Source organism: Sulfurospirillum tamanense (assembly GCF_016937535.1).
In the GTDB taxonomy this organism is placed as follows: Bacteria; Campylobacterota; Campylobacteria; order Campylobacterales; family Campylobacteraceae; genus Sulfurospirillum_B; species Sulfurospirillum_B tamanense.
In genome coordinates this window covers 37898-63536 of the sequence record NZ_JAFHKK010000003.1, presented here as the reverse complement: position 1 = coordinate 63536, position 25639 = coordinate 37898, and the positions used below count along the sequence as shown (strand labels likewise).

General features: G+C 44.5%; 24 protein-coding genes and 1 pseudogene. 16 read left to right on the top strand and 9 right to left on the bottom strand.

Annotation, left to right across the window (positions count from 1 at the left end; genetic code table 11):
- Nucleotides 1-51: 51 nt before the first annotated feature.
- From JWV37_RS02355 to serA, 3 genes are read left to right on the top strand one after another with little or no spacing between them, the layout of a single operon-like run.
- Complete coding sequence (locus JWV37_RS02355) at nucleotides 52-1737, top strand: 30S ribosomal protein S1 (RefSeq protein ID WP_205458047.1); 1686 nt, start codon at nucleotides 52-54, stop codon at nucleotides 1735-1737.
- Nucleotides 1738-1740: 3 nt separating this feature from the next.
- Complete coding sequence (locus JWV37_RS02350; RefSeq protein WP_205458046.1) at nucleotides 1741-2220, top strand: hypothetical protein; 480 nt, start codon at nucleotides 1741-1743, stop codon at nucleotides 2218-2220.
- Nucleotides 2217-3791: a phosphoglycerate dehydrogenase gene (serA, locus tag JWV37_RS02345; RefSeq protein ID WP_205458045.1), complete on the top strand. Its 1575-nt coding sequence runs from the start codon at nucleotides 2217-2219 to the stop codon at nucleotides 3789-3791. Before JWV37_RS02350 ends, serA begins: the two co-directional genes overlap by 4 nt.
- A gap of 3 nt (nucleotides 3792-3794) precedes the next feature.
- On the opposite strand, the gene JWV37_RS02340 is transcribed toward serA, so the two are convergent.
- Together JWV37_RS02340 and JWV37_RS02335 are read right to left on the bottom strand one after the other, a co-directional pair.
- On the bottom strand, nucleotides 3795-3965 hold the full coding sequence (locus JWV37_RS02340) for a hypothetical protein (RefSeq protein ID WP_205458044.1): 171 nt from the start codon (nucleotides 3963-3965) through the stop codon (nucleotides 3795-3797).
- Nucleotides 3962-4210 carry an XRE family transcriptional regulator gene (locus tag JWV37_RS02335; RefSeq protein WP_205458043.1) on the bottom strand — a complete coding sequence of 83 codons (249 nt, stop codon included), beginning with the start codon at nucleotides 4208-4210 and terminating at the stop codon, nucleotides 3962-3964. Before JWV37_RS02335 ends, JWV37_RS02340 begins: the two co-directional genes overlap by 4 nt.
- Nucleotides 4211-4443: 233 nt before the next feature.
- Here JWV37_RS02335 and efp point away from each other — a divergent pair, with 233 nt between their 5' ends.
- The gene (gene efp / locus JWV37_RS02330) at nucleotides 4444-5010 is read left to right on the top strand and encodes an elongation factor P (protein WP_205458144.1); all 567 of its coding nucleotides are present in this window, start codon (nucleotides 4444-4446) and stop codon (nucleotides 5008-5010) included.
- A gap of 54 nt (nucleotides 5011-5064) precedes the next feature.
- Here the strand turns inward: efp and JWV37_RS02325 are convergent.
- Nucleotides 5065-5262: pseudogene (locus JWV37_RS02325) on the bottom strand (SelT/SelW/SelH family protein); the annotation flags it as partial.
- A 183-nt stretch (nucleotides 5263-5445) separates the two neighbouring features.
- On the opposite strand from JWV37_RS02325, the gene JWV37_RS02320 reads away from it, so the two are divergent.
- The 9 genes from JWV37_RS02320 (at nucleotide 5446) to dnaE (ending at nucleotide 16874) form a co-directional block, all read left to right on the top strand.
- Nucleotides 5446-6003: a DJ-1 family glyoxalase III gene (locus tag JWV37_RS02320; RefSeq protein ID WP_205458041.1), complete on the top strand. Its 558-nt coding sequence runs from the start codon at nucleotides 5446-5448 to the stop codon at nucleotides 6001-6003.
- 12 nt (nucleotides 6004-6015) lie between these two features.
- Entirely contained in the window at nucleotides 6016-9597 is a 3582-nt protein-coding gene (locus tag JWV37_RS02315) for an EAL domain-containing protein (protein ID WP_205458040.1), read from the top strand.
- Nucleotides 9598-9646: 49 nt separating this feature from the next.
- Complete coding sequence (locus JWV37_RS02310) at nucleotides 9647-10036, top strand: DUF2721 domain-containing protein (protein WP_205458039.1); 390 nt, start codon at nucleotides 9647-9649, stop codon at nucleotides 10034-10036.
- A gap of 130 nt (nucleotides 10037-10166) precedes the next feature.
- Nucleotides 10167-10586, top strand: a complete 420-nt coding sequence (locus JWV37_RS02305) for a gamma-glutamylcyclotransferase family protein (RefSeq protein ID WP_205458038.1) — start codon at nucleotides 10167-10169, stop codon at nucleotides 10584-10586.
- Between the two features lie 22 nt (nucleotides 10587-10608).
- A complete protein-coding gene (locus JWV37_RS02300; RefSeq protein WP_205458037.1) occupies nucleotides 10609-11361 on the top strand; it encodes an NYN domain-containing protein in 753 nt (250 codons plus the stop codon).
- Nucleotides 11362-11411: 50 nt separating this feature from the next.
- Nucleotides 11412-12017: a hypothetical protein gene (locus JWV37_RS02295; protein ID WP_205458036.1), complete on the top strand. Its 606-nt coding sequence runs from the start codon at nucleotides 11412-11414 to the stop codon at nucleotides 12015-12017.
- 83 nt (nucleotides 12018-12100) lie between these two features.
- Nucleotides 12101-12376 carry an RNA-binding regulator gene (gene rbp / locus JWV37_RS02290; RefSeq protein ID WP_205458035.1) on the top strand — a complete coding sequence of 92 codons (276 nt, stop codon included), beginning with the start codon at nucleotides 12101-12103 and terminating at the stop codon, nucleotides 12374-12376.
- A gap of 49 nt (nucleotides 12377-12425) precedes the next feature.
- Nucleotides 12426-13289, top strand: a complete 864-nt coding sequence (locus tag JWV37_RS02285) for a glutamate--tRNA ligase family protein (RefSeq protein WP_205458034.1) — start codon at nucleotides 12426-12428, stop codon at nucleotides 13287-13289.
- A 30-nt stretch (nucleotides 13290-13319) separates the two neighbouring features.
- Nucleotides 13320-16874: a DNA polymerase III subunit alpha gene (dnaE, locus tag JWV37_RS02280; RefSeq protein ID WP_205458033.1), complete on the top strand. Its 3555-nt coding sequence runs from the start codon at nucleotides 13320-13322 to the stop codon at nucleotides 16872-16874.
- On the opposite strand, the gene JWV37_RS02275 is transcribed toward dnaE, so the two are convergent.
- Genes JWV37_RS02275 through JWV37_RS12780 form a run of 6 tightly spaced genes read right to left on the bottom strand, consistent with a single transcriptional unit; the run spans nucleotide 16871 to nucleotide 21832 of the window.
- The gene (locus JWV37_RS02275; protein ID WP_205458032.1) at nucleotides 16871-17704 is read right to left on the bottom strand and encodes a universal stress protein; all 834 of its coding nucleotides are present in this window, start codon (nucleotides 17702-17704) and stop codon (nucleotides 16871-16873) included. The genes dnaE and JWV37_RS02275 overlap by 4 nt on opposite strands.
- A gap of 10 nt (nucleotides 17705-17714) precedes the next feature.
- Nucleotides 17715-19208: a DUF1538 domain-containing protein gene (locus tag JWV37_RS02270; protein ID WP_205458031.1), complete on the bottom strand. Its 1494-nt coding sequence runs from the start codon at nucleotides 19206-19208 to the stop codon at nucleotides 17715-17717.
- A 1-nt stretch (nucleotide 19209) separates the two neighbouring features.
- Complete coding sequence (locus JWV37_RS02265) at nucleotides 19210-19608, bottom strand: CBS domain-containing protein (RefSeq protein WP_240331967.1); 399 nt, start codon at nucleotides 19606-19608, stop codon at nucleotides 19210-19212.
- Nucleotides 19608-19958: a P-II family nitrogen regulator gene (locus JWV37_RS02260; RefSeq protein WP_205458030.1), complete on the bottom strand. Its 351-nt coding sequence runs from the start codon at nucleotides 19956-19958 to the stop codon at nucleotides 19608-19610. Before JWV37_RS02260 ends, JWV37_RS02265 begins: the two co-directional genes overlap by 1 nt.
- Nucleotides 19959-20016: 58 nt before the next feature.
- Nucleotides 20017-21033 carry a sensor histidine kinase gene (locus JWV37_RS02255; protein ID WP_240331966.1) on the bottom strand — a complete coding sequence of 339 codons (1017 nt, stop codon included), beginning with the start codon at nucleotides 21031-21033 and terminating at the stop codon, nucleotides 20017-20019.
- The gene (locus JWV37_RS12780; RefSeq protein ID WP_205458029.1) at nucleotides 21026-21832 is read right to left on the bottom strand and encodes a DUF234 domain-containing protein; all 807 of its coding nucleotides are present in this window, start codon (nucleotides 21830-21832) and stop codon (nucleotides 21026-21028) included. Before JWV37_RS12780 ends, JWV37_RS02255 begins: the two co-directional genes overlap by 8 nt.
- A gap of 173 nt (nucleotides 21833-22005) precedes the next feature.
- On the opposite strand from JWV37_RS12780, the gene JWV37_RS02245 reads away from it, so the two are divergent.
- The 3 genes from JWV37_RS02245 to JWV37_RS02235 are packed head-to-tail and all read left to right on the top strand — an operon-like array spanning nucleotide 22006 to nucleotide 25580.
- Complete coding sequence (locus JWV37_RS02245; RefSeq protein WP_205458028.1) at nucleotides 22006-22227, top strand: VF530 family protein; 222 nt, start codon at nucleotides 22006-22008, stop codon at nucleotides 22225-22227.
- A gap of 20 nt (nucleotides 22228-22247) precedes the next feature.
- The gene (locus tag JWV37_RS02240; protein WP_205458027.1) at nucleotides 22248-22679 is read left to right on the top strand and encodes a hypothetical protein; all 432 of its coding nucleotides are present in this window, start codon (nucleotides 22248-22250) and stop codon (nucleotides 22677-22679) included.
- 42 nt (nucleotides 22680-22721) lie between these two features.
- Nucleotides 22722-25580 carry a sensor domain-containing protein gene (locus tag JWV37_RS02235; RefSeq protein ID WP_205458026.1) on the top strand — a complete coding sequence of 953 codons (2859 nt, stop codon included), beginning with the start codon at nucleotides 22722-22724 and terminating at the stop codon, nucleotides 25578-25580.
- Nucleotides 25581-25639 lie beyond the last annotated feature (59 nt).

Below are 25639 nucleotides of genomic sequence, written 5' to 3'. Positions count from 1 at the left end.
TGTTTTTCGCATTCAAACGCAAAAGACAAATCAACTATACAAAGGATCGTGATGGCTGAGGTGAACACTAATGTTCAAACACAGGGTGCAAATGAGCATGAAGAGACAATGGAAGAAGCAGATTTTGCTGCAATGCTTGAGGAGTCTTTCAAAGAAACCGAAAAAGATGCTTATGTTGACGGTGTAATCGTTGAAATTAAAGATGATATGGTGTTGGTGGATGTGGGCAAGAAGTCCGAGGGCCGCTTAAATATGTCAGAAATTTTAGATACCGAAGGAAATTTGGCGTATAAAATTGGCGACACTATTAAGGTGGTTGTGACAGGTTTTCGCAATGAGCGCCCTATGGTTTCTCACAAAAAAGCACTTAAAAAAGAGAAAGTGAAAGCGTTTATTGCTTCTCACACCGAAGAAGATGAAACCATTCTGGATGTAAAAATCGTCGGCAAAAACCGTGGTGGTTTTATTGCTGAAGATGATGAGGGTGTTGAATTCTTTTTGCCACGCTCTCAAGCGGCAGTTCGTGACCCACAATCACTTGTAGGCAAGAGCATTAAAGTTCGTATTCTGAAAATTGACCCTGAAAATGAGTCTATTTTGATTTCGCGCAAAAAACTTCTTGACGATGACCGCAAAAAACGCAAAGACCTTATCCAAGAACTCATGGAAAAAGATGATGTGGTTGAAGGCATCATTAAAAAAATCACCACTTATGGCATGTTTGTGGATATTGGTGGCGTAGACGGCTTGGTGCACTACAGTGAAATCAGCTACAAGGGTCCTGTAAACCCCAATACGCTTTACAATGAAGGCGATAAAGTTCCTGTTAAGGCCATTAGTTACGACAAGGAAAAACGTCACCTTTCTCTCTCTATTAAAGCAGCCATGCCTGATCCTTGGGATGAGATTAAGGATGCCCTAGATGTTGGCGATGCCATTCAGGTTACCATTAGCAACATTGAGCCTTATGGCGCATTTGTAGATTTGGGTAACGACATTGAAGGATTTTTGCATATTTCTGAAATCTCTTGGGATAAAAACATTAAACACCCTAAAGACCACATTGAAGAAGGTCAGGTTGTGGATGTTGAAGTTATTGAAATCAGTCCGCAAGACAGACGTCTTCGTGTTTCCTTAAAGAACCTATTGGCCAAACCTTTTGACGAATTCAAATCTACTTTTAAAGTAGGTGATGTGGTTAAGGGTGAAGTAACAACCACAACTGCTTTTGGTGCATTTGTGCGTGTGGGCTCCGTGGAAGGCTTACTGCACAATGAAGATGCTTCTTGGGATCGCAATGAAAAATGCAAAGATATGTTCAAGGTGGGTGATGAAGTTGAAGTAAAAATTGTAAAAGTAGACGAAGAGAGTGAAAAAATCTCCCTTTCTCTCAAAGAGCTTCAAGATAGCCCTGTGCAACAATACGCCAAAAAACATGACGCGGGTGATATCGTCATGGGTAAAATCCGTGACGTAAAGGATTTTGGTATCTTTGTAGAGCTTGAAGAAAATGTTGATGCGCTTATTCGCAAAGAAGATCTTGGACCAATTAATCCTGAAGAGGTTAGTATTGGGGATGAGATTGAAGCAGCTATCGCTTTCATTGATGAAAAAAAGAACCGTATCCGTCTTTCTGTTCGTCGTCTCTCTAAAATGAAAGAGCGCGAAGTGCTCAATGAGATTAATAAAGAAGAGAAGATGACGTTGGGAGATATTCTTAAAGATCAACTCTCTTAAGTAATGCGCAAACGTATACTGTTTTCCTCCTTTGTGCTGCTGAGTCTTTTCTTGGTGATAGTGTTTATAGCACTTGTTCGTTTCGCCAATCAAACCACAGCACGGGCGGTAGCAGTTACTCCTAGTGAAAAGCAAACACCTCAGCCAATGATTCAAGCAAGCTCTTGGGCCCAAAAAATGGCCCAAGCAGCTTCTTTGGATTACCACTTTCCTGTTAATGAACTTTTTATTAAACTTGAACTCCAAGAGGCAAAACCTCCCAAAGAGCATATTTTTCAGTTGGTTATTGAACGCAGCGACTTATACTCTCATTTTTGCATTATGCAGACACTCCAGGCATTTCCTTTTGCCTATAGCGTTGTTAAAGACCGTCAAGGTAATGTGATTTATGTGAATGCTCAGCAAAAAGAGATGCTGCAGGGTGTAGTAGAGCGGTTGAAAGAATATGATATAGAATCCATTGTAAAAGAGGCTTGGTTATGAAAACGGTAATTGTATGTGACGCAATCCACTCCAAAGGATTTGAACTTCTAAAACAAGAGGGCGTAGAAGTTATTGATGCGACCAAAGTGCCCAAAAATGAATTGTTAGGGTTAATGGATAAGGCAGATGTTGCCATTACGCGCAGCCCCACGGATGTGGATGAAACTTTCCTAAATGCGGCAACAAACCTCAAGTCGCTTGTGCGCGCAGGCGTAGGGGTGGATAATGTGGATTTGGAGGCATGTAGTAAGCGAGGCATTATTGCTATGAATGTTCCAACGGCCAATACCATTGCAGCAGTAGAACTTACGATGGCACACCTACTAGCTTCAGCGCGAAGTTTGCCCCAAGCTCATAACCACCTCAAGCACGATCGTGTGTGGAAGCGCGAAAAATGGTATGGTGTTGAGTTGTGTGGGAAAAAATTAGGCGTTATAGGCTTTGGAAATATTGGTAGTCGGGTGGCTGTGCGAGCAAAATCGTTTGAAATGGAAATTGTTGCCTATGACCCTTATATTCCTTCTTCTAAAGTGACAGACTTGGGAATGACATACACGGAAAATTTTAACGACATTTTGGCTTGCGATTTTATCACGATTCATACGCCAAAAAATAAAGAAACCCTGAATATTATTGATGATGAAGAAATTGTACAAATGAAAGAGGGGGTTCGGCTGATTAATGTGGCCCGTGGCGGATTGTATAATGAAGCAGCTTTGGAGCGCGGTTTGCGTAGCGGAAAGGTTGCCTATGCGGCCATAGATGTGTTTTCTTATGAGCCAGCAGCTGACCATCCATTGCTAGAGATTGAAAATATTTGTGTCACACCTCATCTTGGCGCAAACACCTTAGAGTCTCAAGAAAAAATTGCGATTCAAGCAGCTGAACAAGCTCTAGCGGCACTGCGAGGAACGAGTTATCCCAATGCTCTCAACCTCCCTTTTAAAGTAGAAGAGTTACCTCCTTTTGTGATGCCTTATGTAGAGTTGCTTCAAAAGATGTCGCACATGGCTGCACAAATCAATAAACACCCCATTACTTCTGTGCGCCTTGAGGCCGAGGGAAATATTGGAAAATATGTAAATTCTATGTTGACATTTGCTTTGGTGGGGTCTTTTAGGGAGTCTCTTGGCGAAACAATCAACTATGTGAATGCAGGGTTTGTGGCAAAGGAAAAAGGGGTTAAAACCTCAACAATTGTTGAGCCAAAAAGTGGCTATGATAACAAAATCACAGTCAAAGTTACTACTGAAAAGGGCATGACGAGCATCAGTGGTACTGTTTTTGGCGAAAGTGAGCAACGCATTGTAAACATTAATGGGTTTAAGACAGATTTTAAGCCTAAGGGTAAAATGATTGTTTTCAAAAACTCCGATGTGCCAGGGGTTATCATGGATATCAGTTCCATTTTGGCCGAACACCACATTAATATCGCAGACTTTAGACTAGGAAGAGATGAGCATGGCATGGCACTTGCTGTTATTTTGGTGGACGAAGCTATTGATAAGCACATTCTAGCAAAACTCAATGGACTCAAAACCTGCATCTGGGCAGAATACGCAGTTTTATAAGCCTTAATGGCCCAAGGCCGCCTTTTTTCTGCGGCGTGCCTTGGCCAAAAAACGTAAAATTTTTCCTCGAATCTCTTTTGCGAATGCTTTAGGGCAACGACGTTGTTGCTGTTTGCCTAGGCATAAAAATAACTCCTCAAGTCCTTGTTTTTCTTGAATGGAAACATGTGTCATCGCACTTCCCTTTGGGCATTTTTTACGCGTTTAATCAATCGAACCACATCATCATCATTTAATAATCCCAACATTTTAAACACCGCTTTAACCGCCTTTGGTGCATTGTTGCCAAGACGCCACTCTTGGTAAGTGCGCATAGAAACACCCAACAAGTGCGCCATTTCTTTATGGGAAATGCGTTTGCCTAATTGCTGTGCCTCAACACTGCTGTGCAAAAGATTAAAAATATCAGACGTGTTCATTATGCTACCTAAAGTGTATATTTAAACCATTAAAATATATTTTTAGTGAAAAAAAACTTTGTAAGTTTACAGTATATGTTATAAAATATATATTAAAATGTAAATAATTTGTAAATAAAATAGGTAAACATACTTAATACTGTATGTTTCATCTAATTTTTGTCATCCTGTGGAATTTGCGAAAAGTCTAATCTAAAATTGGCTATACTTTTAAAAATTTTTTAGGAGAGATGATGGCTTCTTACTCCATGGGAGACTTAAAAAAAGGGCTCAAAATCGAGCTTAATGGCGTACCGTATAAAATCACAGAGTACCAGCATGTAAAGCCCGGCAAAGGCGCAGCGTTTGTGCGGGTAAAAATCAAATCGTACTTCAACGGTAAAGTGATTGAAAAAACGTTTCATGCAGGAGATAAGTGCGAACAACCCAATTTGGTGCAAAAGCAGATGCAGTATTTGTATGATGATGGTGAGTTGTTGCAATTTATGGATACGGAATCTTATGAGCAAGTGGGCATTTCCCATGACCAAGTGGGCGATGTGATTAAATGGATGATTGATGGCATGATGGTGGATATTTTGTTCCACAATGGTCAAGCTATTGACGTTGAAGTTCCCGGAACGGTTGAGCTTAAAATCGTTGAAACCCCGCCGAACTTCAAGGGTGATTCCCAAGGAGGCAAAAAGCCAGCAACCCTTGAGAGCGGAGCGGTAGTGCAGATTCCTTTTCACGTACTTGAAGGGGAAGTGATTCGCGTGGATACGGTTAAAGGTGAATACCTAGAGCGTGTGAGTAAGTGAGAAAATAATACTAAAACCGCCTTACATGTAAAGGGTTACATGTAAGGCGGTATTTTATGCTTTAATCTGTTTGATTAGAGCAGTGATTTCGCCCTCTTCGGGAAAGCGTCGGTATTGGTCTGGGCCACCTTCTTTCTTTGAAAAAATTCGTACTCCGTCCACTTCTACATCAAATACACTGCCACTGCCGGGAATGAGTTCAACTGAAATATCAGGAAATGCAGTTTTGAGTTCTTCTTCCACACGGGAAGCTCTGGGATAAAATTTTCAAACGTTGCAGTAAGTGATAGTGACACGCATGGAATCTCCTTTTGGTATGACGTTCTTTCACGACTCACTAGAGGGAGTATGAAAGAACTCTATTGTAGCAAAAGATGGGGGATTTGGGGTGTGAACTTGTTATAATGTCCCATCGTTTTTTACAAGGAGAGACCGATGGAGCGCACCGTACTCATCCTCTTGGCAAATGGGTTTGAAGAAATTGAAGCAGTGACTCTTATTGATGTTTTGCGTCGTGCCCAGATACGGGTCATTAGCGCAGGACTTGACCGCGAAGCAGTGATGGGCGCGCATGGCATAGTGATACATGCAGATATGGTGTTGAGCGAGGTGGTGGCAGATGTGTGCGACATGGTGGTTCTTCCAGGGGGAATGCCAGGAGCTAAACACCTCGCCGAGTCTGAGGCTGTGATGGAGTTGCTTCAGGCCTTTGATCGAGATAATAAGCGCATTGGTGCCATTTGTGCTGCCCCTTGGGCGTTAAAAAACGCAGGTGTTCTCAAAGAACATTATACGTGCTACCCTTCCTTTGAAGCAGTGATTAATGCGCCGGGCTATTTGTCTACATGTAGCGTTGTTCACCACCACAATACCATGACTTCACGAGGTCCGGCTACGGCGATGGAGTTTGCATTAGAGATTGTAAAAGAATTGTGTGGGGAAGAGCGTTTTGTGGCAGTAAAAGAGGCGCTGCTTTTTGGCGACATGCAGTAAGGAAAAGTTGGAATGATTTTAAAGAATTTTATTAAGCCTAAAAATGACGCCATTGAGTGCGGCAAAAGTGTGGGTGAAATTATCACTCTTATGAATACTCGCGGTGTAAACCACATGGTAATGCTCCAGCAAGGTAAACCTTATGGGATTATCACAGAGCGTGATGTGTTGCGACTGTTGCATGAAAAAAACACCATGAGGTCTTTAGCCTGTTCTTTATGCTCGCGTCAATTGGTAAAATCCAACGGAAATCGCTCCTTGGAGTATGCCCTTGGGCTGATGGTAGATCAAAAACTGCGCCGTATTGTGGTAGTGGGCGATAGTGGAGAATACCTTGGGACGGTGAGTCAAGAAGAGATTATTTATCAGTTTGAAGCAGATATTTTTAAAGCAAGTTCAAAGCTGTATGATTTTTTACATATTGCATCCGAGGCCATTGTTCTTAAGCCAGAGCAATCCTTAGGAGAGGCAATTGCGGTGATGGCAAAACACAATATTGGCTCGGTATTGGTGGGCGAAAAAAACAAGCCCGAAGGCATTGTTACGGAAAGCGATGTTTTGCACCTTGCACAAACTCCTGAAATTTTTTCGCTCCCTCTAGCCAAAGTGATGCACGCTCCTCTTGTCTTTTTTGAATCCAATGTAGAGGTTGATCATGTGCTTGAAGTTATTAGAGAGCAAAATATTCGTCGCATTGCTATTTTTGATAGGGGGCAGTCTGTTTATTTTGTTATGACAACCCGCGATATTTTGCGTAATCTTCAAGGCAGTTATAGCAATTTCTTGGAAAAAAAGCTTCAGTCAAATCGTTTGATGTATAACCAAATGAATGAATTAATGATTGAAGTGTTGGATTTGGGTGATGCACATGTTGTCGGATGGGCAAATGAGCGTGCTAAGCAAGAACTGGGGATAGGGATTGATGATGAGGTGGAGGTTTTTTTACCTAAAACATTATGGGAAGAAACCCTACGGGTTTTTGGACAAGGAAACCGACATATTGAAGAGTACATTACCCTTAACCAAAAAACCTATCGCTTTAGTGCAAGTTGTTCGGTAATTTTAGGAACAACGGTGATTAAGCTTTTGCTGAGCGACATTAGTGCCATTCACCGACTAAACCTCGAGCTTACAGAGCAGGTAGATTTAATCAAAGACTCCTTGGAGGAGCGCCAAAGCCTTTATGAGGAGACTTTTAACCAACATGCTATTGGTATTGGATATATTTCCCAAGAAGGGATAATCCTAGCGGCAAATCCTTACATGGCAACTTTGTTGGGGTATTTCCAAGAAGAGCTTGTGGGTAAAAATATTTCAGACATTTCCCACCCTGAAGACGTTTCTATGAGCCATCTAGTGCGTGATCGCCTCATTAAGGGCGCTGTTCACGCGGAAGAGAAATTTGAAAAACGTTATAAAAAGAAAGATGGGTCGTACATTTGGGTGGAGGTAGCATTAAGCGTACAACGCTCAAAAACAGGGGAAGTAAAACACATTGTTGGATTCGTGCAAGATATTTCTGAACGACACAGAGCAAACAGCGCTCTAATAGCACAAGAAAAGCTTCTTTCTACGGTGATTAACTCGGTTGGAGATTTTATTTTTTATAAAAATACCCACTGTGAATACATCGGAGGTAATCAGCCGTGGTTTGATTTTATTGGGTTTGATAAAGAGAGTATTTTGGGAAAAACTTCCCAGACGCTCTACCCTGAAGGGGTAGCCAAGCAGTGTGATGTGACAGACATGGAGGTTTTCAAAACCCGCCAACACTTGACTTTTATCGAAACTGTTTATAAAAAAGATGGCTCCCAGTATGTGCTTGAAGTGCGAAAATCGCCTTTGATTGATGAAAATAATGAGGTTATAGGCCTTGTGGGCGTGGCCCATGATATCACCCAAAAGCGCAAACAAGAACAACAACAGTTGCTTGCCCAGAGTGTATTTGACAATACTGCCGAGGGTATTATTGTCACCGATAAAAATCAAATTATTACCTCTGTTAACCCTGCTTTTACTCAGATCACAGGATACACCGCCGATGAAGTGATAGGAAAACACCCCACCGTACTCTCTTCGGGAATTCAAGAAGCGTCTTTTTATCAAGCCATGTGGAAGCGCATCTTGGACCACGGGAATTGGCAGGGCGAGTTGTGGAATTCACGTAAAAATGGAGAGACATACCCAGAACTTTTGACAATTTCGCAAGTCAAAGATACCTTGGGAGAAGTGGTGCATTATATTGGTGTTTTCTCAGACATTACACTCATGAAAAAAACCCAACAGCAACTAGAGTTTATGGCCCACCATGATCCGTTGACAAAACTCCCCAATAGACTGCTTCTTGAAGCAAGGCTAGGGCATGCTATCGAATGGGCGCGACGTGATGCGTTTAAAATTGCCGTATTATTTATGGACTTGGACCAATTTAAAGAAATCAATGATACTTTTGGACATTCGGTTGGGGATTTGATTTTGCAAGAGGTAGCTGTGAGGTTTCGTGGCTTGCTGCGTGAGAAAGATACAGTGGCGAGAATTGGTGGCGATGAGTTTGTAATTGTACTTGAAGAGTATGAGGATTTGCTGTATTTGGAACAAGTTGTGAAGCGGGTTTTAGAGCTCTTCAAGGAACCTTTTTTGGTGAATGAGCGTAGTTTTAACCTAACATGTAGTGTGGGCATCTCTTTGTACCCAAATGATGGCAAAGACATTGAGACATTAATCAAAAATGCAGATGCGGCAATGTATAAGGCAAAAGAGTCTGGTCGTAACACATACACTTTCTACACCACCGAAATCACCCATACGCTTTTTGAAAAAATGCTCATGGAAAACGAATTGCGCCGTGCGATTGACGCCCAAGAATTCACTTTGTTTTATCAGCCTCAAATAGATATGCGCACAGGAAAGATGATGGGGGTTGAGGCGTTGGCGCGCTGGGAGCATTCTGGCATGGGGATTATCATGCCAGATAAATTCATCCCGCTCGCTGAGGGGACTAAGCTCATCATTCCTATTGGGCGCCAGTTGTTGGAGATTGCTTGTGTGCAAACCAAAGCATGGGTAGATAAGGGGTTGTGCGGTCCAACATGGAAAACTGCGGTTAACATTTCTGCCATTCAAATCACCCATGATGATTTGTACGAAGCAGTGCATGCAATTACACAAAAAACTGGCCTAGACCCGCATTATTTGGAATTAGAACTTACCGAAACATACATCATGCAAAACCCAAAAGTGGCAAGAGCTCTCATGGACAAGCTGAAAAAATTGGGCATTACGTTGGCGGTAGATGACTTTGGCATTGGGTATTCGTCGCTGAGCTATTTGAAGCAATTTCCCCTAGATAGGCTCAAAGTTGACCGCTCATTCATTCGTGACATTCCAGAAGATTTAGATGACATGGCTATTACTAAAGCAATTTTAGCACTAGGCAAAAGTTTGGGGCTTGAGGTCCTAGCTGAAGGAGTAGAAGATGCAGTGCAAAAAGAGTTTTTGTTGAGTCAAGGGTGCTTTTTGGCGCAAGGGTATTTTTATGCCGCGCCTGTTCCTGCGGCTACACTAGAGAAACCTCAGGAGAAATTTTCATGGTAAAAGCAATACATTTAACACCAGCCAGTATTGTGTGCTGCAGGAGGTAACGATGCAAATTGAAATTTCAACGCCCGCTTTATTGTTTCCTGCGGTATCGCTGCTACTTTTGGCCTATACTAACCGTTTCTTGGCTACTGCTTCGCTGATTCGCATGTTAAGTCAGCAGGAAAAAAAAGTAAGCGTGATGGAACAGATTGAAAACTTACGCAAGCGTTTAGAGCTAACCCGCTGGATGCAGTTTTTTGGCGTAGTTTCCATACTGCTTTGTACCATTTCCATGTTTGGTATGTTGCTTGGGTTTTTGGTGCTTGGAACGAAGGTGTTTGGCTTAAGTCTTGTGACGATGTGTGTCTCTTTGGTGCTTTCCTTGTGGGAAGTTACCATTTCCACCAAGGCGCTAAATATGGAGCTAAAAGGGATACACTTGGGCCAAAAATAACCCAAATGTTCTTTACATGTAAAGCCTATTACGTTGTCTTTAGGATTTTTAAATATAATGGCTCCTTTGTTAAAAAATGGCAAGCGTAAAAAACCAACACCATTTTTTTAGTTTAACAGTAGGAGTAGGGATGATGCATGTATTTACGTACGGTTCGCTTATGTTTCCCGAGGTGTGGACGCGCGTCGTGCAAGGAGATTATGAAAGCATCCAAGGCACTCTGCATGGGTTTCGACGACGGTGTTTAAAGCAAGAGACATATCCTGTTGCTTTTGAGGGGGCGCCTAGTGAGCGGGTTTTGGGGCAAGTATATTTTGATATAGACGAAGAAGACATGAGACGATTAGATCTCTTTGAGGGGGAATATTATGCCCGCAAAGAAGAAGATATTGTCTTGGAAAATGGTAAAATCGTTCGAGCAAGCGTGTATGTGCTCAAAAGTGATTTTTACCAACTTGTGGAAGATAATCCATGGGATGTAGAACAGTTTAAGCTCGCGGGGATGCAACGCTTCTTGGAGCAGTATCAGGGATTTTTGAGCGTTTCGTAACGTATTACACAAAAGGCAGACCGTGGAAGATTTAGCCCATCAAAAAAAAATCGTCGTGTTGATTGATGCTGATAATGCGCAACTGAGTAAAATCGGACAAATTTTAAGTGAACTCTCCTCCCATGGGCACATTATTGTTAAGCGTGCTTACGGGGATTGGTCGAGTCGCTATTTGAAAAATTGGCGAGATCTACTCAATGAACTTGCTGTACAGCCAGTGCAACAGTTTGCTTACACTACGGGAAAAAATGCCACCGATGCCTCGATGATTATCGATGCGATGGATTTACTTTATACGCGAAAATTTGACGCCTTTGCACTAGTTTCAAGCGATAGTGATTTTACCAAGCTTGCCTCACGCCTCAAAGAAGATGAGGTGTACGTATTTGGGATAGGTGAGCGCAAAACCCCTGTTTCTTTTCGCAATGCCTGCGATGATTTTATTTTTACCGAAAACCTTAAAACCGAAGAAGAACTTGAAAAAGAAGCCGAAGCCAACCAACACAAAGAGCGTATCCGCGAAGCGGCCAGAATCATGCATCAAATTTGGGAAAAACAGCGCGACGAAGAGGGTTGGGTAAAGGTATCTGAAGCAGGCCAAATTGTGAAACGTCTGCATCCAGATTTTGACCCGCGAAGCTACGGAGCAAGCAAAATGAGCAAGCTAGTGGAAAAACTAAATACTTATTTTGAAGTACGCAAAAGCCAAGGCAAAGGAACCACAACAATCATCGAGTACCGTTTTCGCAAGGGTGTGAGTCTTGAGCATGATTAAGGAAAAAACACGTCTCTTCTGATAGGCTTCCTTCTAAAAAAGGAGCCACCATGTACCCCCAATTTTTTGATGAAGTCCCTCCGATTGTTTTAAAAGATGATCTTGCGTGTTTGCTTGGAACATTTGTCGAGGGCAAGGTTGAGATAACCTACCTTGAGTGTGTCAAAATGGCAGGACACAGCTGCCCCACAGTTGCTGGCGCTTATGTGCTCACTCAAGTGGCATTGAAAAAACTTTTTCCTACACAAGTCCCAGTACGCGGTTTAGTGCGCATTGCTTTTAAGGAGCCAAAAACAAATGGTGTAGCAGGGGTGATGGCGCAAGTGATGGCTAATATCACAGGCGCAGCAGATGCGGGCGGGTTTAAAGGGCTTGGAGGAGAGCACGTACGCGCAGGACTTCTTTCCTTTGAAAAACCCCTAAAAGGCATGGTGCAATTTAGTCGTGTTGATACGGGTGAATTTGTAACGCTTTCTTATACTCCCTCGCAACTTCCACAAACTCCAGAACTCTCTTCTTTAATGGAAAAAGCACGCCTTGGAGACAAAGAAGCACAAGATATTTTTGGGCAAACGTGGCAAGCGCGCGTAAGGGAAGTGTTGTTTCATTATGACAAGCACGGCCTTGTGCATGTCGATGAAATGGGTGTTTTTTGAAAAAAAGTTGCCATTTTTATTAAAAAAAAGGTATCATCACTTACTGGCTTTTGCTGGGAGATTTTTTCAAGGATAGTTGTACCGTGAACATCTATGTCGGTAATTTGTCATACCAAATGACAGAGGAAGAGCTCAAGGCGACGTTTGCACCCTATGGTGCTGTCAAAAGTGCAAAGATTGTTGTTGATCGTGAGAATAACAACCGATCTAAGGGATTCGGGTTTGTTGAGATGGAGAGCCAAAGTGAGGGCAACGCCGCCATCGAGCAACTAAACGGCAAAGAGATTGGCGGACGCGAATTGCGAGTCAATGAGGCGCGACCACGCGAACCACGTGAGTTTCGTGGATCTCGCTACTAATTAAGCCACTTTTTCTTCGAGCCGTCTTTGGGCGGCTCTTCTTTCTTTTATGATTATCTCTCGTTTTGCTCCCACTCCTAGCGGATTTTTGCACCACGGCAATGCTCTTAATTTTATCCTGACGTGGACGCTTGTGCGCGTTGCTGAGGGAAAAATTCATTTGCGTATTGATGATTTGGACACAGACCGCACAAAAACGCTCTACGTGGAACATATTTTTCGTGTGCTTGAGTGGTTGGGGCTTGATTGGGATGAGGGGCCTTTTAGCGTAGCGGAGTTTGAGGCAGCCTTTGCCCTAAAGCACCGTTTGGCGTACTATGAAGAGGCAAAACAGACCCTTTTAAAACATCCTTTGGCCTACGCGTGCGAATGCTCTCGCAAAGAGATTATGGCCCAATCATCTAAGGGCATTTATCTCTTTATATGTAAAGAGAAAAATCTCCCTTTACATGTAAACACAACTGCATTGCGTGTACATGTAAACCCTACTGTATGCGAAGAAGCACCGCGTGTGGCGAAAGAGATGGGTGATTTTATTGTGTGGCGCAAGGAGGGATTGCCGGCGTATCAGTTGGCGTCTTTGATGGATGATTGGCGCATGGGGACAACCCTGATAGTGCGCGGAGAAGATTTGCATCTTTCTACCCTAGCCCAACGCTACCTTGCACACCTGATGCGCGCCCCTTCTTTTTTGGAGGCAAAAGTGTTGCACCACCCTTTGCTTTTAGACGAAGCAGGAGAAAAACTTTCAAAATCTGCCCGTTCAAGTCCTGTGGAATTTGCCTCTTCTCCCGCACCCCTGTACCGCCATGCATCGATGCTTTTAGGTGTTTTTCCCTGTGAAAATGCGATTGATTTATGTGGGGCATTACTCCAAAAAGAGGAGAGCCCTTTAAGCGCTTTTTTCTTATAATACCTTTCAGTTTTTTTTGAAAGGTTTTTTGTGAGCGAACCCCGATTTACCCATTTGCATCTCCATACAGAATATTCTCTACTTGATGGCGCGAACCGCATCAAAGACCTCGCCAAAGCCCTTAAATCCCAAGGTGTTGGCTCAGTGGCCATCACAGACCATGGCAACATGTTTGGGGCGATTGATTTTTACCAAACCATGAAAAAAGAGGGCATCAAGCCCATTATCGGCATGGAAGCGTACTTGCACAACCAAGACGAGTTGGGAGATAAAAGCGTCAAGCAACGCTTTCACTTGTGTTTGTATGCTAAAAATCTTACGGGTTACAAAAACCTCATGTACCTCTCTTCTCAAAGTTTTATTGAAGGCTTTTACTACTACCCCCGAATCAACAAAAAACTCTTGCGCGAACACTCGGAGGGGTTAGTTTGCTCCGCGGCATGTTTGCAAGGAGAAGTAAACTGGCACCTTAACCTCAACAGCCCTCGCAACGTCCAATTTGGGGCCAAAGGATACGAGCGCGCCAAGGAAGTGGCACTGGAGTACAAAGAGATTTTTGGGGAAGATTTTTACCTTGAAATCATGCGCCATGGCATCGAAGACCAGCACTACATCGACGATGCGGTGTTGCGACTTGCCAAAGAGACAGGCATTAAGCTCATCGCCACTAACGACACCCACTACCCTTTTAAGGACTACGCAGAACCCCATGAGGCGTTTATGTGTATCGCCATGAATAAAGAGTTTGATGACCCCAAGCGGTTACGCCACTCGGTGCACGAGTTTTTTCTCAAATCCCCTCAACAAATGGCGCGGCTGTTTGCAGATATCCCCGAAGCCCTTGAAAACACCCAAGAAATCGTGGAAAAATGCAACTTGGAGCTCGACCTTGGCAATCCAACACCGCCAAATTTTAAATTTACCCTCGAATACGCCAAGGCCGAAGGGGTGGAACTTCCTGAACCTAGGGTTATGTACAGCCTTGAAAACGACAAAGTCTTGTTTGCGCATTTGTGTCAAAAGGGATTAGAAAAACGGCTCTTACATGTAAAGGAATCAGAACACCAAACTTACCAAGAACGCTTACATGTAGAGATTGAGATTATCAACAACATGAAATTTCCCGGCTACATGCTCATCGTTTGGGATTTTATCAAAGAAGCCAAGGTGCGCGACATTCCCGTGGGACCAGGACGAGGTTCTGCCGCGGGAAGTTTGGTGGCGTTTTCCCTTGAAATCACCGACATCGACCCCATGCCTTACAACCTGCTATTTGAACGATTTTTGAATCCAGAACGTGTGAGCATGCCGGATATCGACGTGGACTTTTGCCAAAGCAGGCGTGGGGAAATCATCACATATGTGGTGGAAAAATACGGCCGATACAACGTGGCCCAAGTCATCACCTTTGGTAAAATGCTAGCAAAGGGCGTCATCCGTGATGTTGCGCGTGTACTGGGCGTGCCTTACGCAGAAGCGGATCGCATGGCTAAACTCATCCCCGATGAACTTGGCATTACGCTCAATGGCAAAGGAGAAGAGGGGGATAAGGATTTTAAAGCAGGGGCGTTTCAAAAAGAAGAAAAACTGCGCGAACTCATCCAAACCAATCCCACGTCAGCGCGGGTGTGGAAGTTTGCCCTTGCCCTTGAGGGCCTTAACCGAAACGCGGGGATGCACGCGGCAGGTGTGGTGATTTCCAATGAGGAATTGTGGCATAAAACCCCGCTGTACAAGCCTTCTGGCGAAGAACATTTGGTTACGCAGTATTCGCTAAAGTACCTTGAAGACGTGGACTTAATCAAATTTGACTTTTTGGGTCTAAAGACTCTCACGGTTATCGACAATGCCATTAAACTCATCAAAAACCGTTTTGGCAAGGTGATTAACTGGGCGGAAATTAGCATGGAAGAGCCCAAGGTGTATGAAACCATCCAAAGCGGGCACACCATCGGCTTGTTCCAGATAGAATCCGGCGGTATGCAACAACTCAACGCCAAGCTCAAACCCACGAGCTTTGAAGACGTGATCGCGGTCTTGGCTTTGTATCGCCCAGGCCCGATGGAATCAGGGATGCTCAATGATTTCATTGAGCGTAAGCATGGACGGGCTGAGATTGAGTACGCCTTTCCTGAACTTGAGCCTATCTTGAAACCCACCTATGGGGTTATCGTCTACCAAGAACAGGTTATGCAGATTGTGCAAACCATCGGCGGTTTTAGCCTTGGCGGAGCGGACTTGGTGCGTCGGGCCATGGGGAAAAAGATTAAAGAAGAGATGGATAATCTCAAAAGCCAGTTTGCGCAAGGTGCGGCGCAAAAAGGGCTTGATAAAGCCAAAGCAGCGGATTTGTTTGACCTTATTGTCAAGTTTGCAGGCTACGGATTTAACAAGTCTCACTCCGCGGCGTACGCGATGATTACGTACCAAACGGCGTGGCTAAAGACCTTTTACCCGCAAGAATTCATGGCCGCCTTGCTCACGAGCGAGCAAGATAACACAGATAAGATTGTCAAATACATTGATGAGGTGAAACGCCTTAAAATCGAGCTTCTTCCTCCTTCAGTGCTCAATTCACAAATTGCGTTTACAGGGGGAAAAACCCAAGAAGGAGAAGACGCGATTATCTTTGGCCTTGGCGCGGTGAAAGGCATTGGGCATGGGGCGATTCGCAGCATCATTGAAGCGCGCGAAGAGCGGCCTTTTGAGAGTTTGAGCGATTTTATTTCTCGAGTAGACACGCAAAAAGTCAATAAAAAAGTCTTAGAAGCGTTGATTAAATCGGGCAGTTTGGACTGTTTTGGCTACACTAGACGCGCCCTTTTTGACCAAGTGGAAATCATTATCGACGCCGCACACAAATCTTCTCAAGCCAAAAAAATGGCTGAAAATTCTCTTTTTGGTGAAAATGAAGAGATGACACGTGTTGCTATTGAGATTGAACGCCTTGGTGAATACAGCCTCAAACACCTGTTGGTGCTTGAAAAAGAGAGTATTGGGTTTTACATCTCAGGGCATCCGTTGGATGATTTTAAAGCAGAGATGGAAGGGCTTTCTTATACGCTTTCTTCGGAGTTTGACAGCATTGAAGACGGATCTAATGCGATGGTGGTTGGAAAAGTAGAAGAGGTAGTGACTAAATTTAGCAAAAAAGGCAACCGCTTTGCCATTGTTAGTCTTATGGATTTACATGGCAACGTGGAAGTAACCTTGTTTGAAAAAGATTTGCAAAAACTTGAAGGCATGAATTTGGATGAGCCTTTGGCATTTAAGGTGGCGGTTAACCGCGACGACCAATTTGTACGCATTCGCTCTTTAAAAATCATGACCCTAGACGCAGCGCGCAGCCAAAAAGTGGAAACCAAGATGCGGGAAATTCCTGAAGAGCCTATGATTGTGACACTAAATATGGAAGAGTCTTTAGAACGTCTTGAGGCACTGTATCAGTTGGTACGAAGTCATCCAGGAAATCGACCCTTAACATTAACGCTCACTTCTAAACTTCAAGATGTGATTATAGAAACGCAACTTAGTGTTGGAGACTCCTTTGCCGCAGCGCTCGAAGCCTCCGGTGAAGTTGCTTAAATAGTTGTGATGAGCACGTCTTTGTCGGTTTCTTGCAACAAGTCAAAGGCAAAAAAGCTGATATTTCCCGTGGTGTGAAGGGCGATAAGCCCAATGCCATGCATGGTGGCAATGGAGGTGAAAAGGCTTGTATCAAGCCCCCCTTCGCGCACCAGTAGCTCGGCATTTTCTTTGCTTTCTCCAAGAGATTCAAAAAAAACCATTCCTTCGTTTTGAGCGTTTATTTTTAAGTTTTCAGCCAATACATTAATCTCGCCTTTTTTTACTCCGTACATGCTAAGCCGATTGCCAAAAGGCACTGTGTATACATGTAAGAGTAAAAGCGAAGCGTCTGGAAAGAGGGTTCTAACCGCATGAATATGCCATCTTGAGGATTCGCTAAAATCGGTTGGAATGAGGATTTTGTTTGATTGGACCTCTTTGTGGGTTTTGACTACAAGTACAGGCGCACTAAGGGCGCGAACAATAGCCTTGGTGGAAGAGCCCATAAACAAGTCTTTAAGCCCTCCCTTTTCGCCGCCACTTCCCAAAAAAACAACACTGGTATTTAGTGCATTTGTGCAAGCGCCAATAACTTCTTCAACCTTTCCTTTGTCGCAATGAAAGACCTCTTTGGTGATGAAAGGAAAGTGAGACTGTAGCTCTTTTAGGGCATTTTCTTTGGCTTGTTCTAAATCGGGAATTCTAGTAAAAAAACTCTCTTCAATAGCATGTACTACATGTAAAGGCATCTTGGAGGCGGTGGCAAAAGCGTGTGCTTTAGTGATAACCTCAAAGCTGCGTGACGAAAAATCGGTGGCAACAAGAACACATTTTTCTCTGTGTGGCATAGGAAACCTCCTAGGGTGTCGGTCTTATTATTTTAGCGATAAATACTGAAAGAATACTGTAGCCAAGGACGGTAATCATGGGAAATACCGAAGCAAAAGCAATCAGCCCAAAACCGTCCATTAGGGCATCACGACCTTCAATGTTGGTAGCAAGATAGAGTCCAAATGCCGTAACAATAGGAACGGTGATTTCGGAGGTGGTAACACCGCCAAGGTCAAAAGCAAAGGCGGCCATTTGGGGTGGCGCAAAAAGTGTACACAACACCACAATCCCATAAAGTAGCGTGATGAGTAGCCAAATATCATAGCCGTGAACGATTTTGTACGTTCCTAGCAAAATCCCACATCCCACACCCAGCGCCACCAAAAGGCGAATCATACCCACGTTAAGGCGTACATTGGCGTAGCGGTCGGCTTGTTTGATGACAGCTACAAGAGCGGGTTCGGCCATGGTGGTGCCAAAGCCAATCAAAAAGGCAAAAAGGTAGATGAAGTAAACATTGTCTTTTTCAACCAAGGAGCGCGCAAGGGATTCTCCTATGGGGAAAAGTCCTAATTTAATCCCCACAATAAACCCATAAAGCCCCACCACAAGCATTCCAAAACCAATAATAACACGCCCAAGGTTGGGCAGGTGTTTTCTGAGAACGAGGTATTGAAAAACAACAATAGTCCCAAGGATGGGCAAAATATTGGTAAAAGTTTTAAACAGGTCTGCCAGTATGGTTAACAAAGAGAAGGAAACCTCGGCCTTGGGGGCTTCTTGAATAAGGGTTTGGGCCGAAGCGCTAAAGTCATCGCCAAGCACCAAGATAGCGTAGAGTTGGATGCTAATCATCGGCGTGATGGCAGCAAGAGCCACAAACCCAAACCCGTCTTTAAGGACGTTGCGCCCTTGCAACGCCGAAGCAATGCCAATGCCAAGAGCGACGATGAGGGGCACAGTAGCCACATTGGTCGCGACCCCGCCTGAATCATACGCTAGGCCGATGATTTCTTTGGGAGCAAAATAGGTGATGAGTAAGACAATTACATACCCCCCAATGATAATCTTAGCAATAGGCCAGCCGAGTAAAGAGCGGATAATACCAAAGGCGGTGATGACTCCCACAGAAAAGGCGATAATAAGCCGAAGGGTGAGTGCGTTAAGAGCGCCGTGGGTGATAGTTTGGGCTTGGGTGGCCACAGCAATGATGGCAGGTTCTGCAATGGAAGCCGAAAACCCGAGGGCAAACCCAAACAGAGCAAAAAGCACCAAAGAACGGCGCTCTAAAAATTCGCTTGATAGGCTATTTCCCAAAGGAAACACGCCTATTTCAAGACCCATAAGAAAAAAAGCTACACCAAGCACTACAATGCCAAACCCCAAAACAATGCTGGAAGTATTGGGGGGTAATGTTTGAAACACGAGAAGCTGAAACCCTACAATGATGAGAATAATGGGCAAGAGGTTTAAAAACGACTCTTTAAGGGTTTTGAGAAACTCATGAAGCAATGCGTTCATGTTATTCCAAAAGCGAAATGAGGTATTTGGTTAAATCCGTTGTGGATAAAACACCTTTGAGCTCATTATTGTCCGTTACTGCAACCCGTTTGATGTTGTGTTCTAGCATGAGTTTGGCGGCATGGCGAATGTCGATTTTAGCCGAGACCGAAAAGACGGGTTTACTGTATATGTCATAGACATTAATGAGCTCAACATCCCCATCCTCAGCAAGGATTTTTTGAAGGATTTGGGTGTTGGTGATGATGCCATAAGCGTCGTGTTCGTAGCTTTTGGCCACAATGAGGGAATGGACTCTTCGGTCGCGCATCATTGTCAGCGCATCTTTGAGGCTAGCACATGGGTCAATGACATTGACATTGGGGCGCATGATTTGTTCGACGAGGATAGGGGATTGCATTAGACGGCTCCTTCTTGTTTGATAGTTTCTTCAAATTTTTTAAGGGTGCAGGTGTTGAGTCCGACAATGTGATTAATGGGAGAGGTGTAGGCAATGGCATCTAATTCCCCCTCTTGAATCCCCTTTTTGATAGCTTTAAGGATGGCTTTGGAGATTTTTTCTTCAAGAATTTGGGTGATAATGACATGGTTGCCCTCGAAGGTAAGGGAGAAAAAACTCTTTTTCTCTGCGTGACCGTAGCCGCGTCCTTGGACGATTGTTGCGCCACTAGCACCCGCTTCTTTGGTGATGACTTTTAGCTTATCTTCATAATCAGAAGGGGCTATGATGGTCAAGTTGACAAACTTCATGACACGCTCCTTGGGTGGAATTTGCCAAGATTATAGCGAAAAAACAAAACCCAAAACACTAAGGAAGCAAGATGCGAAATGCCTTGGGATTTTCTTGAAGCGTGATGAGACCTTCATGGGCTTGAATGATTTGCAAAGAAAGAGCAAGGCCTAGGCCGTTGCCTTTGGTTTTGGTGGTTTTAAAGGGTTCAAAGAGGATGTTGGAGTTTTCAATAGGCTTGCCAGAATCGTGCATATCAAGGCAATGAAATTCACCTTCTTTTACGTAAGAAAGGGTGATGGTGCCTGTGTCGTTGTCGTCTTCTTCGATGGCATCAATGGCGTTAAAAAGAAGGTTTTGAAAGACCAAGGAGAGTAAGTCTTTGTCTCCTTGGTAGGCAAGATGGGGGAGATCCACTTTGAGGGCAATCTCTTTGGTGTAGGTGTAGTGAGACAGAGCTTCTTCGCATTCAGCACCTAGTTCATCCAGAAAAAAAGAGCCCATAGAAGGCTGGATACCTTTGGAAAAGAGTAGGGTAGCTTTAATGATGCGCTCCACCCGCCAGATGGCTTTTTTCATCTCTAAAACAATGGGCTTGGTGGCAATGTCCACTTTTTTGAACAAAGTGGAAGTGAGCAAGGAAATAGAACCGATGGGGTTGCGGATTTCGTGGGAAAGGTGGGCGGCCACTTGCCCCATGGAGGCCAAGCGTTCTTTGCGTTTTTCGCCTGTAATGTCGGTGGCAGAGATGATAGTTTTGTCGCCTTTTTGCACGATTTTGATAAGGTAGGTGGCCTCGTTGAATTCTACCTCGTGGTGCCCTTGTGTGGTGTCGATGTGTTCGAGTAGGCCAGCATTAGCCTCGGCTTCGCTGTTTTGTAAAAAAATCTCCCCTGAAACATCTAGCACCCACAAGGCGTTGGGTAGAGTTTCGACAATTTGACGGATAAAAGTCTGCAAAGAAAGATAGGATTCGTTGAGGGTTTTGTACTCTTCTTCGATGACGTAAGTTTGGTTAATGAGGGCTTCAAGGCCTTGTTTGAAACTCTCTTTTTCGGGAGTACTTAGTGAATTTAAAAATTGTTCGTCAATCATCACGCAACCTTTCAAAGGCGTTTAAGTCATACAGCCACACCCGTTCGTCTTTCATGCGTTCTAGTTCCTTGCTAAACCCGCTTTTGGAAAAGAGCACAAAATGGGTTACATGTAAGTGTGCACGTTCGCATTTGCGTTGCAATGCGGTGAGGATATTTTTGCACACTCTACGATTTTTCCACTTAGACTCTCCTGCAATCACGCGCCCATCTTCAAGCTCCAGTAGCAAGTCGATTTCGTGGCGCTTGTCCCAATAACTCCCTTGGTGTATAGCACCTAAAGGAGAGAGTTCTTGCAGTAAAAGAGACTGAGAGAGGAGTTCAAACCCAAGGCTTACGTAAGATTCAAATCCTAAATCTAACTGTTTTTGCATGCTTGCCACTTCGTCGTGAGGCGCGATAAAGGTAAACCAAAAGCGCGCAAATTGGTGGCAAAAATGAATCTTGTCTTCCGCATGGTAATGGCGCAAGGATTTTTTGAGGCGTTGTTTGGGGTGGGCTTTAAGGGGAAGTTCGCGGGTTTTTTCCTTTTGGATGAAGCCCGCGTCAAAGAGTTGTTTGTAGATGGCGCGCCCTTGGAGTTGGGAAATGGACTCTTTTTTGTAGATGGAGTGGATTTTACGGTCGCCTTTTGCCAGACGCATGAGAACAGCTTTGGCTTTAGGGGAAAGACCGCCTTCCATGTGGGGACGCAAGGTGTCGAGGTGGTCAAAAATAAAGACTTGGATGGCTTCTTGGATGGGAAGATTGACGTCTTTTAGCGGCGGCGAAAAGCCTTCAAAAACGGAAAAATACTCCACAAAATCCTGCGGGGGGAGATGAGGAAGGGAGCGGTAAAAGGCGTGGGCTTTTGAAGCGATGCGTCCTCCTTTGTGTATCTTGCTCTATTCTAGCAAGCGGTGCCTTAAAAAGGTACAAAAAAGCTTTACATGTAAGGGGTTTGGCGGTATAATCGGCCCAAAAAAGGAACACCATGGACGCGCAACCCAACAATCCCCTCCACGGCGTAACGTTGGAGAAAATACTGACCGAACTTGAAGCGCAATACGGCTTTGAGGAGCTAGCCCGCCGCATCCGCATCCGCTGTTTTACCCACGACCCTTCCGTGGCTTCATCGCTGAAATTTTTACGTAAAACCCCGTGGGCAAGGACTAAAGTGGAGGCTTTATACGTGCAAGGCAAAGCGCGTTCGTAAGCATACATGTAAGGATGAAAATGGGATACAAAAGCTGGTTTGAAACCCATGCACAAAAACACGAAGCCTTGGTGGCAAAACTAAAAACACAAGGCATTGCGGGCGAAGCCTTGGTGGCGTATTTTGTTTTTGAAAACATGGTTAAGTGTGAGCCTGATTTTTGTCCGTTGTATGCGCGCGGTAAAAAGTGCCACGACAGGGCGTATTTGAACTGTTTTTTGTGTGCTTGTCCTCATTTTCGCTTTAAGGATGAAGGCTTACATGTAAGGGAAAATGGCGTGGTGGTTAAGAGCGTTTGTGCGGCAAATGCGCGTTTTGCTAAAAGGTTTGTGTATGAGGGCGTGGAGCATTTGGATTGCTCGGCTTGTGTGGTGCCTCACAACAAAGCATTTGTGCGCAAGTACCTTGGCAAAACATGGAAAGAAGCAATGCAAGAGTGCGAGGTAAAATAGCGACTTTTAGCCTTACATGTAAAGAAGTGCAAGTGTGTTACAATGCAAAAAAATAAACCCGTGGAGCAAGACATGCCTGTGGCGCACCCTGCTGTTGCATCAGAAGAGATTTTAAGGTCAATGCAAGTTGCTTTACCTGATCGGATGCTCATTTTTTTAGACTGCGAGGGGCGTGTGGTATTTCGCTCAAATACATTGCTAGAATGTGAGCATTGTACGGTATGTAACGCAGGGGAGAGCATCTATGATCATCCAAGCTGTGGGGTGTTTAAGGTGTTTGAAGAGTACCCAAAAGAGCGCCTTGAGACACTACAAACTTCTGTAGAAACCACTGTAACTATTAGTTCAAAAGGAGAAGCTCATGCGCTCCTTGCTACGTTAACACCTCTTCCAAAAAATACTTGTTCAACCATTGCCTTTTTGTTTTCGGTGGTAGACCAAACTACCTTATCTGAGGTCAATCGTGCCCTTGCTTTTCAGAAAGAGTTATTAAAAAATGTTTTACACAATCTGCCCGATGTGGTGTTTGCTAAGGATTTAGAGGGAAAGTTTTTGGTGTGCAACGCTCAATGTGAAGCCCTGCTTGGGGTGGCCCCCGGGGAAGCTATTGGAAAAAGGGATGCGGATTTTTTTGATGCCCGTATTACGCAAGTTATTCGCACGCAAGATGCTAAAGTGATGGAGCGAGGCACCGTGCACGTCAATGAAGAGTGGCTTCGTTTTCCTGATGGGCAAGAAGCACTGTTTGAGACGACCAAAGCACCGCTTCGTTCTGAAAATGGAACGGTTTTGGGTGTGCTTGGGATTGCTCACGACATCACCCAGCGTAGGTTCCTGGAAGAGCATTTACAGCTGACACAGTTTTCGGTCGAAAAGGCAACGGTGCCTATTTTTTGGGTTGATGCCATCACTGGAGGTATGTTTTACGTTAATGAAGCTGCCTGTGAAAGCCTTGGGTATACCAAAGAGGAGTTGACGCAGCTTGGTATTGTAGATATTGACCCCAATTTTGATCAAGTCAAATGGGAAGCCCATGCAAAAAGCCTCGACAAAACCCGCGCTTTACACTTTGAAACCTTGCACCGACGCAAAGACGGGAGCATTTTTCCTGTGGAAGTGTTTGCGTCCATTTTTACCTATCAAGGTGTGGATTATAATATTGCTTTTGCGATTGACATTAGCGAACGTTTAGAAAAAGAACAAGCGCTGGCTAAAAGTGCAACCATGTTGCGCGAGTCGCAACGGATTGCGAAGATTGGGAGCTGGGAGCACGACATAACAAGTGAAAAACTGGCATGGTCGGAAGAGGTGTATCGGATTTTTGGATTTCATGAAACAGTGGTGCCTAGTTTTGAAAACTTTTTGCACGTTATCCATCCTGAAGACCGCGATATGGTGATGGGCGTTTACCAAACCGCTTTAGATGACCCTGCAAAATCTTACGATGTGGTGCATCGTATCGTGGTTGATGGCACTACGCGTTACGTGCAAGAGCAGGGTGAAATATACCGTGATGTTTCAGGGAAGCCTATGCGTTCGGTGGGCACGGTGCGAGACATTACCGATGAACGTGTGTTGATGGACCAAATCGAATACCTCTCTTTGCATGACCCCCTTACCAAACTGCCCAACCAGCTACTGTTAAAGCGCGAACTTGGCCATGCTCTGGAGCGCGCAGAAAAAACCAAAACTTTGGTGGCGGTTTGTTTTATAGATTTGGATGATTTTAAGTACATCAACGACTTGTATTCCCACGAGACAGGGGATGCCATCTTGCAAGAAATTGCGCGGCGTTTGCAAAGAGTGGCCAACCACGGCCATACCCTTGCCCGTTTTGGAGCGGATGAGTTTGTGGTGATTATTGAAGAGGTCAAGGGGCCTGCGCATGTGATTGTAAAGCTGGATTTGTTTTTAGATGTGCTAAAACAGCCTGTGGAAATGGACGGGCATACCCATGTGCTAAGCGCGAGTGTGGGTATTAGCCTCAGTCCGACCGATGCGCGTGAAGTGGAAGAACTTATTAAATTTGCTGATGTGGCCATGCACCAAGCCAAGCGTCTTGGTTCAAATAGATACGCATTTTACGCCCAGACGCTGACTACGCAGATGAGTCAGCGGATGCGGGTGATGGCGTACTTGAAAGAAGCGATTGGTTCAGAAGGGTTGAGTCTGCACTACCAACCGCAAATCGACCTTGAGAGCATGAAGGTGGTGGGGTTTGAGGCGCTCTTGCGCTGGAGGCACCCTGTGCTTGGGGTTGTGAGTCCTGCGGAGTTTATCCCCTTGGCGGAGGAGAACGGGTTTATCGTTCCTTTGGGGCGGTGGGTACTGGAGACTGCTTGCGCACAGCTTAAAACTTGGCGCGAAACAGGGATTTTTGAAGGGGTCGTAGCGGTCAATGTCTCAGGTGTACAATTAGACGAAGGGCGATTTTCTCAAGGGGTTGCAAGGGTTTTGGAAGAAAACGGGCTTTTGGGCGAGGCCTTGGAGCTTGAGATTACAGAATCATCCCTCATGAACGACCCAGCGGCATGGCGCGCGGAGTTTGCAAAGCTTGATAAGCTAGGGGTGAAGCTGGCAATGGATGATTTTGGTACAGGGTATTCCTCGTTGTCCCACTTGCGCCAAATGCCCCTTGATGTACTTAAAATAGACCAGTCTTTTGTGTGTGATTTGCCCCACGATGCCGATGCGTGCGTAGTGGCTAAAGCCATCGTGGGCTTGGCCCACAACATGAAAATGCAATCGTTGGCTGAGGGTATCGAAACCAAAGAGCAATTGATGTTTCTCAAAGCGCTTGGATGCGGCTATGGGCAAGGGTATATCATAGCCAAACCGTTGCCTGCAAATGACGTCCCAGAATTTTTAAAGCAGTGGCGGCCCAAAAACCTTTACATGTAAAGACGTAAAGCCCATTTGTTGATATGTTTCAACCTTAACCCTTTACATGTAAGGTATAA